This window comes from Azotobacter salinestris (genome assembly GCF_009363155.1).
GTDB lineage: Bacteria > Pseudomonadota > Gammaproteobacteria > Pseudomonadales > Pseudomonadaceae > Azotobacter > Azotobacter salinestris.
Genome location: NZ_CP045302.1, coordinates 4,114,754 through 4,127,319, shown reverse-complemented (window position 1 = coordinate 4,127,319; position 12,566 = coordinate 4,114,754). Strand labels below are relative to the sequence as shown.

The following is a 12,566-nucleotide window of genomic DNA, read 5'->3' as shown; positions in this document are numbered from 1 at the left end:
GAATCGGGGGTGCTGCCGAAACCTGCATGGCGCAGGTTTTCAGGTCAGCCGATCAGGTTTTCCAGGATGGCGTCGGCCTCGCTCGCGTCCTGCCGCTGGTGCTCGACCAGGTAGCGGAATACCGCCTTGGCCTCGTCCTTGTGTTGGGGGCGAATCTCCGCCAGCAGGCCGAACACGAACCACTCGCGGGCTCTCGCTTGGGGCGGGCCGTCGCTGGCGTAGATGTCCACGGCGTTCCGCAGCCGATAGAGCCGGTCCCAGTAGTCCAGCTCGTGCAGGCAGTCGGCCAGGGTGTGCGGCATCAGCTCGGGATTGGCCCGGAAGCGCTGGGCCGCCTTGTCCTTGTCGTAATCGTCCAGCATCCCGCCACGCTTCAACCCGCGCAGCGCCTTGATGCAGAAGACCTCGGCCTCGGTGTCGGCCAGCAGGACGTCGCCGAAGCGGGCGGCCCCCTCCAGCCGTAGCCGGTGCTTCTCGATGGCACGGGCCGCCAGTCCCTCCAGGTCGGCGAAGCCGAAGGAGGACATGGCCGCGAACGGATTGCCGGGATTGGTCCTCACCAGATGGTCCCGATAGCGCTTCTCCAGCACGGCGAGCGGCGTCTCGATCTTCTTGGCGGCCTCCATGGCCCGCTCGATCAGCACGGCCTGCCCGGTGCCGATCACGCTATGCAGCCACAGCACGGCATCCACCTCCTTGTCGCCGGTGACGGCTTCCTGCGGCGGCAGCTCCGGTACGGACGGCAGCGTCCCGACGCTCTCGTGGATCGGCGGCAGGGCGAACAGGGCGCGGTGCTGCTCGTTGTCGCGGAAGGCGCCGGAGCGTGAAACCAGGGTCTTCACCGTGCCCAGCGGCAGGCCGGTGGCGGTGGCCACCTCGCGCAGCGACAGCCGGCGGCGCAGATCGAGAACCTGCTGGCGCTGTTGCTCTGAAACCCGCTGTTTCGTGGTCGTGGTCATGGATCAGTTCTCCAGAATGTCGGCATCCGGCCAGCGCCAGCGCGCTTCGGCCAGGGCTTCGGCATAGGTCATGGGGGCGCCGCAGATCGTGCAGATCGGCTTTCCGCCTCGGGTGATCGTCCAGGCGTTGCGCTTAGGCTCCGTGACGGCCTCTGCTGGGCGCTCCGCTGCTGGCGCTGGGGTTGATGCTGCCGGTGCTGCTGTCGTCGCTTGTAGCGGCTCCGGGGCGGGCTGGTGGTCATTGATGGCTGTCGGCCTGCTGGCGACCTCCACCACGCTCGCCAAAGGGATGGACTTACCTGCATTTTCAGGGAAGTTGCCTGCTTTTTCGGGCTCGTTTTTCAGTCGCTCGAACAGTTCCGCCAGCAGGGTCATGGGGCCTTCCTCGCGTTACTCATCAAATGTTTCTCTAGAAATCAAAAATCCGAGGGACCAAGGGACAAAACCTCTACAGCCTTAGTGCCGCGCGGGTTTTAGCCGTCCCTGCAACCTAGGGACGGCAGTCCCTGGCCAGTTTTCAGGGACAGGCAAACCGGAATGGAGCAGATGGCGAGGCTCCTTTATTCACAAGGTGGTGTGTGTCCCTTTGTCCCTCCGCTCTCTCTCTAAGGGACAGTCCAAAACATGGCTGGAAGCCGCGCCGCTACTGGCTCTGTCCCTTTGTCCCTGCTGTCCCTTGGTTTCTAGGTTCCTGTGTGTTCGTTGTCGTCGGTGCCGGCCATCTCCAGTCGGTCGGGGTCGATCACGTACAGGCCGGGGCGCCGTCCTTTGCCGTCGCTGCCGGGCAGCGTGTACTTCTTGGTGTTGCGCTTCTGGCCCTTCTCGATGTCGCGCTTGGCGATGGCGCCGGCCGTATCCAGCGCCGTGACGATGCGCGCCAGCCCGAAGCCATGGGCGGCCTCCTGCAAGCCGGAGGTGTTGAACAGGTACAGGCGCCGTCCTGGCTCGTCCTCCCAGTAGCCGGCCCGGTTGGTGACGCGGCTGTCCGTCTCGGCGGCATGCACGCTGGAGAATCGGCTGTCGCCGTGGCGCTCGATGAACCGGGCGATGCTGGCGAGTATCTGGCGGTCCTCGGCATTGCCGCTGCCCACCCGCTCCAGCCACTCGCGGTACAGCAGCAGGCTGTCGGCCAGGCCGGTGCCCACCGGCCAGGGCAGCAGGCCGTAGGCGATGGCCATCTCGCCGGCCAGGGCGACGACGGCGAAGCGATCCGCTACCCGCCCGGCCTGCGCGCTGTCGGCTTGGAAGTGGGCGCGTACCTTGGCGAAGGCTTCCAGCAGCCCGTCACGGTCATTGCCGGCGGTCAGCTTCTCGACGAAGGCCGGCCCCAGGTGGCCGTAATGCTCGCCGACGGCGCCGGTTAGGGCGCGGTGAAATGTCGCCCCGTCCAGGCCATGACAATCGTCGAAAGCGCCGTGAGTGCGGTTGCCGGCGTCCACGTCCACCATGCGCAGCTCGGCGCCAGCATGGGCCGGATCGCCCGACAGCGCCGCATGCTCGGAGAGCGACCGCTCACCGCTGGAGAGAGTCAGCAGGCGCCAGGAGAGCTTGGCGCGTCCTTCCCGCTCGCGGTTCATGGTGCCCTTGCCGCACCCGTTGGCCAGCGAGTAGGCCATCTCCTGAATGTCTTTCGGGTTGGCGCGCTTGATCTCGTCCAGCGACAGCAGGGTGTCGTTGCGCGAGGCGGCTTCGATCTCCAGTCCGTTCTTGGTCATGCACCAGGAGGCACCGAAGCCCGCCGGCCCCGGATCGCCCCACACCGAGGCGCCGATCAACTGCGCCAGCGACTTGCCCTTGGAGCTGTCGCCGACCAGGTGGACCCCGCCGCCGTTCACCTTGACCAAGTTGAGCAGCGGTCCGGCCAGCGCGCAGCCGACGGCCAGGGTCAACACCGGATTGCCCAGGCAGCGGGCGGCGATCTGCTCTTGCCACTGCGCCAGCTCGCCGCGCACGCGGAATAGGTCCGGCGCACGGCCGGACGACTGGTAGCGCACGCCGTCGCCGCCGAGGGTGCGGTGGGGCAGGACGAACATCCCCGACTCGTGCCAGCCCGGCCGGCCGGTGGTGGCGATGGTCTGGCGGGGCTGCTGGTCGAGCAGGTACTCCATGAAGCGGCCACGCTGGCGCGGGGCGATCACCGCCCCCAGGGCGAACAGGGCGCGCCTGATTTCCTCGCCGCTGCCGCCCAGCGTCTCCATGGGCATGGTCCATTCCCTGTCCCCGCCATGCGTCACCAGGCGCAGCAGGCGGCCCTCCGTGCCGTCGTCGCTGTTGAGGGTGCGGGCCACGACGAACACCGGCGTGGCGATCCAGTCGTCGCGCAACGGGCGCTCGCGGTCGTCGCTCAGCTCTGCCTCCTCGTCCTCCTTGGTGCGCCGGTAGCCGTGCCAGTACACGCCCGGCTTGAGCCTGGCGCCCTTCTCGTTCCGTACCCAGCCCTCGTAGACGCCCCAGCAGGGGCGCTCCGGTTCCACCATGGGCGGCTCGAACTCGGCCGGTTCGGCGAGTTGCCGGTCGAGCCGGTCTATCCGCTCCTGCGCCAGCGCCATCCGGGCGACGTCCTCGCCGGATAGTTCCGTACCCTTGGCCAGTGCGCCGTTGCCCGACTCGACGATCAGGCGCTCGAAATAGCGCTCCTTCTCCAGCTGCTCGCGTCGGTACTGCTGGCGCTGCTCCTGGCTCAGGGAGGGCGACTTGTCTTGGTGGGCAGGGCAGCAGGCGACGTGACGCTCGCCGTGCTTCTTCACGCCGTGCAGCCGCGACAGCAGCAGGTCCAGCGGATCGCAAGGACCGTTCATGCGGCCCCCTTCGGCGGGGTGAACCGCTCGGTCAGACGCTCCAACTGCCGGGTCAGGCGCTCCAACTCGGTGATATCCCGGCCCTGGCTGCTTTCCTTGACGCACAGCTCGAAAAGGCCGATGAGGGTATCGAGCAGCTGCGTGTAGCTTTCGTTATCGATGTGCGGCGGCTCTCCGCCGTTGCCGCCACGCTTCGACTTGAACGGGACGATGCTCATACGGCCCCCCCGATGTTCTCCAGGTCTACCCATGCGCTGCCGTCGAAGCGTTGCGAGCGCACGTCAGCCAGCGACACAGCGCCAGCGATGGCCAGCCAGTCGGACGGCAAGCCGCCACGCTTGCGCCCCACAGCCTCAAGCTTGCGGCGGGCGGTGCTGCCAATCCCCGCGTACTTGCAGGCATCCGCCCAACTCATCAGGCGCGGATCGTCGGCAGGCAGCGAGAGGCGCACGCACCCGAAGGCGGCCAGTTGCTCGGCAAAGGTCAGCAGGCGCAGCCCGCTCGGGCCGTGGATCATCTTGGTGGCCGTCGCCTCCCAGCGTTGGGCGCGGGAGAACCACAGCAGCGGCGGCTCATGCTCGGCACCGGCATTGCTGGGGCGCAGTTCACCAGATACGAGGATCAGCGGCAGGTGATGTAGCTCGGTCGTGTAGTGATGAACCATGCTCATTGGTTGGCCTTCCAGGTAGGCAATGGCTTTCTTCAGGCCGAGCGAGGCCTGCGCCGCCTTCTGGCAGCGTTGAAAATCAGTCATGGGTTAAGCCCTCAGCTTGGCGTGTGGCAGTGGCTTGGCGTCTGATCCGAAGTAGCCAATGAGTCGAAGGAACTCATGGCCAGGACGATGCGATCCGCGTAGGCGGATGACTAAATCCTTCACACGGTCGGACTTGCGCTCAGCCTCGGGAAAGTCATGCAGTTCGCGGGGTATGCGGCAGATGCTCAGTTTGCACTCAGGGAACTCGGGCGCGAGCATCCCGAGCAGCTCACCAGCAAGTGCTCCGCTGATAACGCCGGGCATCGTTCGCCGGAGGCCGTCAGGGAAATGAATGGCTACGTAAGCCTGAGCAAATCCCGCATGGGCGACTGTCACCAGCTGGCCGCTACCGAGCCTGATTGGCTTCATTGCGCACCCCCTTGCTTGGCGTTGCGGCAGTCGTTGATGCAGTTGCCGGTGTCGGCCAGCTTGGCGGAGAGCTTCCCGAGCGATTCGAGCAGCCAGCCCAGGTCGTGGATCGCATCAGGATCGAGGCCTTGATTGCTCGATGCGGCGCCCGCCAGCAGGTTGCCGATGGCGGCGATCCCGTGACCGAGGGTCGAGGAATAGCTATCGGCCGCCATGGCTACGGCTTCCAGCTTCTCCGGGCTCATGGCCACGATGGCTTCGTGATTCGGCAGCAGGGCATTCCAGTCCGGGGCGCTCATGCCAGCACCTCCGCTTCCAGGGCGCGGGCCTTGGCCATGTGGTCGTTGTAGCGCTTGAGGCGGACGGACAGGGAGGAGTCGGCGCGCAGGGCGGCCAGGGCCATGGCGCGGTGCGCGGCGGCGCGTTGTCGGAATGCGGACGGATTGAGGGCGGGGTCGTGCTTCATGGGGTACAGCTCCGTTTGGTGTGGAGCTGCCACGAATCGCCGCGACGCGATTTAGGGTGGCAGCTGTGCGCAGGTTCGCGGACCGGCCCAAACGGAGACCGGCAGACCTTTCGGTCTCCCACGCACAGCCGCCATAACACAGAACAGCGGGCACAAAAAAAGCGCCTGCTGTCGGAGTGGGGCGCTGTTGCGCCGTTTGGTAGTTCGGGCCGCGACGCCCGGCCACGGGATTGACCGTGACGGGCGCAGAGTAGCGCCAGCTGCTGGCGCGTGCAACCCCCGGTTTCAGATTGATGATGCGTGAACTGTGGTTTACAGTTTGCCCATGCCCGTACTCATTCAAACCGACACCTACAGCAAATGGTTCTCCGCCTTGCGGGATGCGCGAGCGCGAGCCCGTATCAACGCCAGGCTGCGCCGGGTCGGACTTGGCGCGTTGGGTGACTGCAAGCCGGTGGGCGAAGGCGTGTCGGAATTGCGGATCGACTACGGCCCAGGCTACCGGGTGTATTTCGTCCAGCGTGGCCATGAACTGGTCATCCTGCTGGCCGGCGGCGACAAGTCCAGCCAGGACAAAGACATCAAGACAGCCATCAAGCTGGCGCGTGACCTGTAGGAGGACACCATGACGAAAACCACGCTGACCCAATGGGACGTTGTTGACCACCTGGCGACCGAAGAGGACATGGCCCTGTACTTGGAGGCCTGCCTCGAAGAGAACGATCCCGCGTTGCTGGCTGCTGCGCTGGGCGATATTGCCCGTGCCCGCGGCATGGCCCAGCTTGCCCGCGACACCGGCTTGACCCGCGAGGGGCTGTACAAGGCGTTGTCTGCGGACGGCAATCCCAGCCTGGCCACCATCATGAAGGTGATGGGAGCGCTGGGCATCAAGCTCCACGCCGAGCTTGTACCTGCCCGGCCGGCATAGGACATCGGGCATGGATGACGAGCAGAAGCGATCCCACGCTGACCTGCTGGAGTCTGCCCGCCAGATGAAAGCCGCCAGGCTGCGCAGCCGCGCACGCCCGCGAGGCCGGTATCCCGAAAGCCGGAAAATACCCATCCTGCTGACACTATCGACCGATGTTCTGTTCGCCTTCAGGGCGTCCGGCCCCGGCTGGCAGACCCGCATGGATGCCGCGCTGGCGGACTGGTTGAAGACGCACGCGCCAACGGATATACCGCTGTAGTCACCGGCACCAGCCGGCAGGAATCTGGCTCCCGTCAAGGTTGAGCCAGTAGCGCGGGGGCGGCGATCTGCCGTGGCCCCGCGTTTTTCATTCTCCAGGCGCTGGCCGGTTCCCTCGGTTCCCTCAGTGTTTTTTCCGAGGGAACCGCTGCAAGCCGCGCCATTACTGGCGGTTCCCCCGGTTCCCTCAGTTCTCCCACCAAAACACAAAGTCTGGATCGTCATTGCACACCCTCCGGCGCGTCGTGGGTCGGCAAGCGGGCGGCGTCAATGGCACGCATCAGCACGTCACGGCCCAGCCCCTTGGCTTGCAGGATCGTCGCCAGGGTCAGGAACGCGGCAAAGGTGACTACCTCCGTGGGGGTGTCGCTGGCGCCAGCATGGTCAACGATCAGCGGCAGGAGCTGCTCCAGGATGAAATCCTCGTGATCCTCGACGCGGTGTCCGGTGTAGGTCGTCATGCGGCGGCCTCCTGGCGTGCTTCCGGCAAGGTGCCGATGTAGTACAGGGCCACGCCACGATGGATGCGCCCGTGATCGTCGGTCAGGGTGATGCGATGGGTCTTGATCGCGTGCCCCAGCTCGCGCAGCTCCTTTACTCGGGCTGCCGGCATCATGATGTTCAGATCGCGCCTGGCGGTGATCGTGTCCACTGGGCAGGCTTGCAGGCGCGCCAGCAATCGAGAGCGTTGTGCGTCGGCGTTGGTATCATGGATGCGTGATTTCTTGGGGCTGGCCTGTTGGTCGGCCTTCTTTTTGTCCGTCATTCAGGCCACCTCACGCGCTTCCAGCCGGGCGGACAGGTACGCCTCGATTTCCGACCGCACGAAGTAGATGCGGCTGCGGCGGTTGTCGCCGTCCTTCAAGGGCTTGGGGAAATTCGGATCACGGGCGCGCAGCTTGTCCACGCCGGAGCGGGTGCGGCGCATGAAGTGCGCCACTTCGGCCATCGTCCACAGCTCGGGAAGGGTTTGCGTCTGAGTGTTGTAGGGCGTTGCGGCGGGGTTGGTAGTGGTCACGTCGGTTGCTCCTGTGTTGTGACAGGACGCACCGTACTGGCTCAGTTCGGGTGGCTATCAAGCCTCCTCGGGTGGGTAGCGATGGTCACACGACAACGGCGCAAAGTACCCACCAAGGCTTCCCGCTCGGGTGGGTACTTTGGCTGTAAGCCGCGTGGTTACTGGGTTTCTCGGGTGGGTACTTTCCTGTTTCGCAGCTTTGCCTTTCGCATATTTTCAGGGCGCAGGATCAGGTCAACCGCTTGCGCTACATTCTTGCTTGCCCCTCTGCCCTCTAGGTACTCGACCACTTCGCTCTTGGTTGGCGCTGTAGCTGGGTCTCCAGGGTCTACAGTGCTCCAGAATTGATAGATCGCATCATCAACAAGCTCCAAGCCCTCGGACGTGTGGCCCCAGCGCGGCAGCGCCAGCGGCTCCGGCTTGGCCTCGATAGTGATCGACTCGGTTACTAGCTGCACGGCGGCGGGCGCTATCTGCCGGGGGCGCGGTCTGGTGACTTCAACCTTCTCAGTTACCACCCAGTTGACCAGCGAAGCGCGGGTAATGATCGTGTGCGCCGGGCTGATTTCCATGGTGCGATCAGATGGCTTAATTGGCGCCGCAATCCAGCCTCCCCACTGGCCGTCCTCAAGAACATATGCGCAGCACGCTACAGGCGAGATAACCCCTTGCCGGATGGCGGAAACGATGGCGAGCGCATGCGCGTGCGCTTTCTTCCAGCGGGGCACCTGTAACCTCTTGGCCTCCTCCAGGCTTTCCACGTCGAACGGGTCAATCATGGCCATCAGCAAAGCGGCCCGCTCACCGGTGAACTCCATCACCGATTTCCAGTGATCAAGGTTCGGCAGGTCGTCTTCGTAGTCCATCGCCACGCCCTCCCAGGCGCTCCCACTCCTCGAATAGGTCGGCCAACCAGGCGGGTGGGAAATCCGCTTTTCGCCCCGTCGGGCTAGGTTGGCCGGTAACTCGGTTCCTGTATGAATCAACAGTGATGGCGCATTATACCCGTACTTTTCGTATGGGTTGCGCCGTGTTGGGAATCAGTGGGTATCTGGTCGGTTATGCGCGCTTGAGCGTCACCACGTTGGTTCCGGTGGTGTTCACCATGGCGTCAAAGTCGATTCGCTGTGCCGGGGTCATGCCGGCTTCGAGCGCGTCCAGATAGTCGGCGTACCACTGGAGCATGGCGCGGCGCTGCTCCAGGTAGGCGGCTTGGTTGTAGACGCCTGCCACGCCTTGCTCCTTGTGCGCCAATTGGGCTTCCACGAAGTCTTTTTCCCAGCCGTGTTCCCGTAGCAGGGTGCTAGCCGTGTGGCGGCTGCCGTGCCCTACAAGGCGGCCCTTGTACCCCACCTTGTTCAGCGTCAGGTTGATGGTGTTTTCACTGATGACGGGCTTTTTCGCGCCGATGCCGGGGAACAGGTAGCGACCGCGACCGGTCATGCGGTGAAGCTCGCGCAGAGCCTCCAGGGCTTGCCGGCACAGCGGGGTGACGTGATCCCGGCGCGCTTTCATCTTGTCGGCGGGAATGCTCCACAGGGCACGCTCGAAGTCGATTTCACTCCACTCGGCATAGCGCACCACGCCGGGCCGGCTGGCCGTCCACAGCACCAGCCAGGTGGCGACACGGGCCGGGGTGCGGCTGGTGCTGCGGCGCAGGGCTTGCAGGAAGGCCGGCAGCTCAGGCTCCAGCAGATGCGGGTATTGCTTGGCCTTCGGGGTCGGCGCGGCGATGGCGCCCAGCTCGCTGGCCGGGTTGTTCTCGCACAGCCCACGGGCAATGGCCTGGCTGAATATCTGGCGCAGGGCGACGCGAATCTTGTCGCGGGTGTTCAGCGCGCCTCGGGCCTCGATGCGCTCCTGTAGGTCGGCGCAGTCGCGGCGGGTGATTTCGGTCAGCAGCTTATCGCCCAGGGCGGGCAGCACGTCGTTGTCCAGATAGCCGCGCATGAGGCGCAGGGTGCTGTCGGCGCGTCCGTCCTGCGCCTTTCGCTGAAACCAATACTCGGCAGCGGCGGCAAAGGTGTTGGCGCTGGCTGCCTCCTTGGCCTCTCGCTGGGCGACCTTGTGCTGTACCGGATCGGTGCCGCTGGCCACCAAGCGCTTTGCTTCCCGCGCCTTTTCACGGGCCATGGCGCCGGACAGATCGGGATAGCCTCCCAGCCCGTGCCAGCTCCATTTGCTGTCCGGCTTCTTGTAGCGCAGTTCCCAGGACTTGGTGCCGTTGGGCTTCACCCGGAAGTACAGGCCGTCGCCGTCCAGCTCCCTGTACGCAGTGGCTTCCGGCTCCAGACTGGCCAGGGTGGTATCGGCCAGGGGGCGGCGCTTGATCTCGCTTCGCTTCATTTCCTTGTATGCCTAAGTTCGAGTTACACGGAAGCATACAAGGAGGCATACACGGTGCCTAGGCATACACGGGAGAACGCGGGAGAACTCAGGCACAAAAAAACCAGCTACAAGGGCCGGTTTCTCTGGGTTTGCGGCGTTTCCGGGGGAACTTAGGAGAACTCGGAAACATGATATTGGAGCGGGCGAAGGGAATCGAACCCTCGTCATGAGCTTGGGAAGCTCAGGTAATGCCATTATACGACGCCCGCAAGCGCTGCCTTTTTACCAGAAGCAGGCCGGCAGGTGAAGTGCAATCTTTCCCGCGAGGCTTTCCCGCGGCCCGCCCAAGCCGTCCCTCTTGCCCCCAGCGTCTGCTGGCCGATAACCGCACACTTTCAGCGCCGCCGCCAGCTACCCCGCCAATCCACGAAAAGCCCGCTCCATCGGGCCCGCAGGCCTTTTTGAGCGGCTCGCCTGCCATCTGCCGCTCGCCATGTCTTCTTGGAGCACGCCTGACGGATTGACCGAATTAACCAATCAGTACATTTTACTCGAAACTCCGACCATCCAATAACAATGGAGAATCGCGTGACACACACAGTCCTCGTGCTCAACGGCCCCAATCTCAACCTGCTCGGTACACGCGAGCCAGCCACCTACGGGCGGGAAACCCTGGCCGATATTTCCGCGCTCTGCACACGCACCGCCGAGGAATGCGGCCTGGCCGTGGAGTTCCGTCAGACCAACCATGAGGGCGAGCTGATCGAGTGGATCCACCTGGCCCGCGGTCGCTGCGCCGGCATCCTCATCAATCCCGCCGCCTGGACGCACACCTCGGTGGCCATCCGCGACGCCCTGCTCGCCAGCGAGCTGCCGGTCATCGAAGTGCACCTTTCCAACGTGCACAAGCGCGAGCCCTTCCGCCACCACTCCTTCGTGTCGGACATCACCGTCGGTGTGATCTGTGGCCTCGGCAGCCATGGCTACCGCATGGCCCTGCAGCATTTCAGTCAGCTTCTGAAGAAGGATTGAGTCCATGACCGTCAAACCGAACAGCATCCTTGCCGGCCTGATCGGCGCCGGTATCCAGGCTTCGCGCACCCCGGCCATGCACGAGCACGAGGGCGACGCCCAGGACATCCGCTACCTGTACCAGCTGATCGATCTGGACACGCTCGGCCTGACCAGCGAGGCCCTGCCCGAACTGCTGAGTGCCGCCGAGCGCATGGGCTTCACCGGCCTGAACATCACCTTTCCCTGCAAGCAGGCAGTCATCCCGCTGCTCGACGAGCTGTCGGCGGAGGCCCGCGGTATCGGCGCGGTCAACACCGTGGTATTCAAGGACGGCAAGCGCATCGGTCACAACACCGACTGCCTGGGTTTCGCCGAGGGCTTTCGCCGCGGCCTGCCGGGCGTGGTACGCGAGCGCGTGGTGCAGATGGGCGCCGGCGGTGCCGGAGCGGCGGTGGCTCACGCCCTGTTGCAGGCAGGGGTGCGCCAATTGACCATCTTCGATGTGGAGCCGAGTCGCGTCGCCGACCTGGTCGCCAATCTCAACGCCAGCTTCGGCGCCGGCCGGGCACGCGTCGGCAGCGATCTGCCGGCCGCCATGGCCGAGGCCCAGGGGCTGGTCAACACCACGCCGGTGGGGATGGCCAAGCTGCCAGGCATGCCGCTGCCGGCCGAGCTGCTGCATGCCGACCTGTGGGTGGCGGAGATCATCTACTTCCCGTTGGAAACCGAGCTGCTACGCACTGCCCGCGCCCTCGGCTGCCTGACCCTCGACGGCAGCAACATGGCGGTGTTCCAGGCGGTCAAGGCGTTCGAGCTGTTCAGCGGCACCCAGGCCGATGCCGGGCGGATGATGGCGCACTTTGCCAGCCTTGGCTGATCCTCGGCAGACGTGGGCCACTGCTCCGGCAGTGGCCAGGCACAACAGCTTCTCGAGCCCCCGAGAGCTCCCCTCTCACGCCCTGACGTACCGGATCACCGCCTCGCAGATCATCTCCCGGTGCCGTGCCTTGGCCTCCGGCTCGCCGAGATCGAGCTGGTGGATGGTCGAGAAGGTATAGCGGTTGGAGACGCGGAAAAAGCAGAACGAGCTGATCAGCAGGTGCAGATCGAGCGGGTCGATGCCGGCGCGGAACACCCCGGCCGTGACACCACGGGCGAGGATCGCGGCAATCTGGCTGACGATCGACTTGCTCAGCGAGCGGATCAACGAGGACTGGGCGATATGTTCGCTGTGATGAATGTTCTCGATGCTCGCCACCCGGATGAAATCGACATTGGCGTCATGGTGGTCGAAGGTGAATTCGACCAGCCGGCGAATGGCCGCCTCCGGCTCCAGTTCGTCGAGCCGGAGGGTGGCCTCGGTGGCGCGGATGTCGCCGTAGAGCTTCTCCAGCACGGCCAGGTAGAGCTGCTCCTTGCTGCCGAAGTAGTAGTAGATCATCCGCTTGGAGGTGCTGGTGCGCTCGGCGATGGCATCTACCCGTGCACCGCTCAGGCCCTGCTCGGCAAACTCGTGGATCGCCGCGAGAAGGATGTCCTGCCGGGTCTTTTCCGGATTGTTCTTGCGTGGCTGGCGCAGGCGCGCAGCGGAGTCGGCGGCAGGCTTGGCGTCGGGCATGGGAACGCATCTTGAAGGAGTGGAACTGCCATTATTCATGGCCGCACGACGGG

18 protein-coding genes and 1 tRNA gene are annotated in these 12,566 nt (G+C 64.9%); 5 read left to right on the top strand and 14 right to left on the bottom strand.

Annotated elements, in window-relative coordinates:
* Positions 1–44 precede the first annotated feature (44 nt).
* From GCU53_RS19345 to GCU53_RS25565, 7 genes are all read right to left on the bottom strand, one after another.
* Positions 45–959 carry a hypothetical protein gene (locus tag GCU53_RS19345; protein WP_152389052.1) on the bottom strand — a complete coding sequence of 305 codons (915 nt, stop codon included), beginning with the start codon at positions 957–959 and terminating at the stop codon, positions 45–47.
* 3 nt (positions 960–962) lie between these two features.
* Positions 963–1,334 (bottom strand): hypothetical protein, encoded by a 372-nt coding sequence (locus GCU53_RS19340; protein ID WP_152389051.1) that lies wholly within the window; start codon positions 1,332–1,334, stop codon positions 963–965.
* A gap of 308 nt (positions 1,335–1,642) precedes the next feature.
* Positions 1,643–3,757 (bottom strand): DUF927 domain-containing protein, encoded by a 2,115-nt coding sequence (locus GCU53_RS19335; protein WP_152389050.1) that lies wholly within the window; start codon positions 3,755–3,757, stop codon positions 1,643–1,645.
* Positions 3,754–3,975 carry a hypothetical protein gene (locus tag GCU53_RS19330; RefSeq protein WP_152389049.1) on the bottom strand — a complete coding sequence of 74 codons (222 nt, stop codon included), beginning with the start codon at positions 3,973–3,975 and terminating at the stop codon, positions 3,754–3,756. Before GCU53_RS19330 ends, GCU53_RS19335 begins: the two co-directional genes overlap by 4 nt.
* The gene (locus tag GCU53_RS19325; RefSeq protein ID WP_152389048.1) at positions 3,972–4,511 is read right to left on the bottom strand and encodes a hypothetical protein; all 540 of its coding nucleotides are present in this window, start codon (positions 4,509–4,511) and stop codon (positions 3,972–3,974) included. The genes GCU53_RS19330 and GCU53_RS19325 overlap by 4 nt, the downstream gene beginning before the upstream one ends.
* A gap of 365 nt (positions 4,512–4,876) precedes the next feature.
* The gene (locus GCU53_RS19320) at positions 4,877–5,179 is read right to left on the bottom strand and encodes a hypothetical protein (protein WP_152389047.1); all 303 of its coding nucleotides are present in this window, start codon (positions 5,177–5,179) and stop codon (positions 4,877–4,879) included.
* Positions 5,176–5,346, bottom strand: coding sequence for a hypothetical protein (locus GCU53_RS25565; protein WP_167520088.1), 171 nt, complete (start codon positions 5,344–5,346; stop codon positions 5,176–5,178). The genes GCU53_RS19320 and GCU53_RS25565 overlap by 4 nt, the downstream gene beginning before the upstream one ends.
* 325 nt (positions 5,347–5,671) lie before the next feature.
* On the opposite strand from GCU53_RS25565, the gene GCU53_RS19310 reads away from it, so the two are divergent.
* Genes GCU53_RS19310 through GCU53_RS19300 form a run of 3 tightly spaced genes read left to right on the top strand, consistent with a single transcriptional unit; the run spans position 5,672 to position 6,536 of the window.
* Entirely contained in the window at positions 5,672–5,962 is a 291-nt protein-coding gene (locus GCU53_RS19310; protein WP_152389045.1) for a type II toxin-antitoxin system RelE/ParE family toxin, read from the top strand.
* A 9-nt stretch (positions 5,963–5,971) separates the two neighbouring features.
* Complete coding sequence (locus GCU53_RS19305) at positions 5,972–6,274, top strand: addiction module antidote protein (RefSeq protein ID WP_152389044.1); 303 nt, start codon at positions 5,972–5,974, stop codon at positions 6,272–6,274.
* 10 nt (positions 6,275–6,284) lie between these two features.
* Positions 6,285–6,536, top strand: a complete 252-nt coding sequence (locus GCU53_RS19300) for a BrnA antitoxin family protein (RefSeq protein ID WP_152389043.1) — start codon at positions 6,285–6,287, stop codon at positions 6,534–6,536.
* A 220-nt stretch (positions 6,537–6,756) separates the two neighbouring features.
* Here the strand turns inward: GCU53_RS19300 and GCU53_RS19295 are convergent, their stop codons facing one another.
* The 6 genes from GCU53_RS19295 to GCU53_RS19270 form a co-directional block, all read right to left on the bottom strand.
* Positions 6,757–6,996, bottom strand: coding sequence for a hypothetical protein (locus GCU53_RS19295; protein WP_152389042.1), 240 nt, complete (start codon positions 6,994–6,996; stop codon positions 6,757–6,759).
* Complete coding sequence (locus tag GCU53_RS19290; protein ID WP_152389041.1) at positions 6,993–7,301, bottom strand: helix-turn-helix domain-containing protein; 309 nt, start codon at positions 7,299–7,301, stop codon at positions 6,993–6,995. Before GCU53_RS19290 ends, GCU53_RS19295 begins: the two co-directional genes overlap by 4 nt.
* Positions 7,302–7,553: a helix-turn-helix transcriptional regulator gene (locus GCU53_RS19285; RefSeq protein WP_244306851.1), complete on the bottom strand. Its 252-nt coding sequence runs from the start codon at positions 7,551–7,553 to the stop codon at positions 7,302–7,304. It abuts the gene before it with no gap.
* A gap of 158 nt (positions 7,554–7,711) precedes the next feature.
* Positions 7,712–8,419: a hypothetical protein gene (locus GCU53_RS25800; protein WP_208845326.1), complete on the bottom strand. Its 708-nt coding sequence runs from the start codon at positions 8,417–8,419 to the stop codon at positions 7,712–7,714.
* A 193-nt stretch (positions 8,420–8,612) separates the two neighbouring features.
* Positions 8,613–9,899, bottom strand: coding sequence for a tyrosine-type recombinase/integrase (locus GCU53_RS19275; protein ID WP_152389040.1), 1,287 nt, complete (start codon positions 9,897–9,899; stop codon positions 8,613–8,615).
* Positions 9,900–10,076: 177 nt separating this feature from the next.
* A tRNA-Gly gene (locus GCU53_RS19270) sits at positions 10,077–10,150 on the bottom strand.
* A 319-nt stretch (positions 10,151–10,469) separates the two neighbouring features.
* Between GCU53_RS19270 and aroQ the strand changes: the two genes are divergently transcribed.
* Positions 10,470–10,913 carry a type II 3-dehydroquinate dehydratase gene (aroQ, locus tag GCU53_RS19265; protein WP_152389039.1) on the top strand — a complete coding sequence of 148 codons (444 nt, stop codon included), beginning with the start codon at positions 10,470–10,472 and terminating at the stop codon, positions 10,911–10,913.
* 4 nt (positions 10,914–10,917) lie between these two features.
* Positions 10,918–11,772, top strand: a complete 855-nt coding sequence (locus GCU53_RS19260) for a shikimate dehydrogenase (RefSeq protein ID WP_152389038.1) — start codon at positions 10,918–10,920, stop codon at positions 11,770–11,772.
* 75 nt (positions 11,773–11,847) lie between these two features.
* Here GCU53_RS19260 and GCU53_RS19255 read toward each other — a convergent pair whose 3' ends face one another.
* A complete protein-coding gene (locus tag GCU53_RS19255) occupies positions 11,848–12,513 on the bottom strand; it encodes a TetR/AcrR family transcriptional regulator (protein WP_152389037.1) in 666 nt (221 codons plus the stop codon).
* Positions 12,514–12,566 lie beyond the last annotated feature (53 nt).

Bases quoted from the DNA above. Each gene is read 5' to 3' on its own strand.
- GCU53_RS19290 (WP_152389041.1), bottom strand. From the start codon at position 7,301: ATGACGGACAAAAAGAAGGCCGACCAACAGGCCAGCCCCAAGAAATCA.
- GCU53_RS19260 (WP_152389038.1), top strand. From the start codon at position 10,918: ATGACCGTCAAACCGAACAGCATCCTTGCCGGCCTGATCGGCGCCGGT.
- GCU53_RS19325 (WP_152389048.1), bottom strand. From the start codon at position 4,511: ATGACTGATTTTCAACGCTGCCAGAAGGCGGCGCAGGCCTCGCTCGGC.
- GCU53_RS25800 (WP_208845326.1), bottom strand. From the start codon at position 8,419: ATGGACTACGAAGACGACCTGCCGAACCTTGATCACTGGAAATCGGTG.
- GCU53_RS19345 (WP_152389052.1), bottom strand. From the start codon at position 959: ATGACCACGACCACGAAACAGCGGGTTTCAGAGCAACAGCGCCAGCAG.
- GCU53_RS19335 (WP_152389050.1), bottom strand. From the start codon at position 3,757: ATGAACGGTCCTTGCGATCCGCTGGACCTGCTGCTGTCGCGGCTGCAC.
- GCU53_RS19300 (WP_152389043.1), top strand. From the start codon at position 6,285: ATGGATGACGAGCAGAAGCGATCCCACGCTGACCTGCTGGAGTCTGCC.
- GCU53_RS19320 (WP_152389047.1), bottom strand. From the start codon at position 5,179: ATGAGCGCCCCGGACTGGAATGCCCTGCTGCCGAATCACGAAGCCATC.
- GCU53_RS19310 (WP_152389045.1), top strand. From the start codon at position 5,672: ATGCCCGTACTCATTCAAACCGACACCTACAGCAAATGGTTCTCCGCC.
- GCU53_RS19275 (WP_152389040.1), bottom strand. From the start codon at position 9,899: ATGAAGCGAAGCGAGATCAAGCGCCGCCCCCTGGCCGATACCACCCTG.
- GCU53_RS19295 (WP_152389042.1), bottom strand. From the start codon at position 6,996: ATGACGACCTACACCGGACACCGCGTCGAGGATCACGAGGATTTCATC.
- GCU53_RS19255 (WP_152389037.1), bottom strand. From the start codon at position 12,513: ATGCCCGACGCCAAGCCTGCCGCCGACTCCGCTGCGCGCCTGCGCCAG.
- GCU53_RS25565 (WP_167520088.1), bottom strand. From the start codon at position 5,346: ATGAAGCACGACCCCGCCCTCAATCCGTCCGCATTCCGACAACGCGCC.
- GCU53_RS19305 (WP_152389044.1), top strand. From the start codon at position 5,972: ATGACGAAAACCACGCTGACCCAATGGGACGTTGTTGACCACCTGGCG.
- GCU53_RS19340 (WP_152389051.1), bottom strand. From the start codon at position 1,334: ATGACCCTGCTGGCGGAACTGTTCGAGCGACTGAAAAACGAGCCCGAA.
- GCU53_RS19330 (WP_152389049.1), bottom strand. From the start codon at position 3,975: ATGAGCATCGTCCCGTTCAAGTCGAAGCGTGGCGGCAACGGCGGAGAG.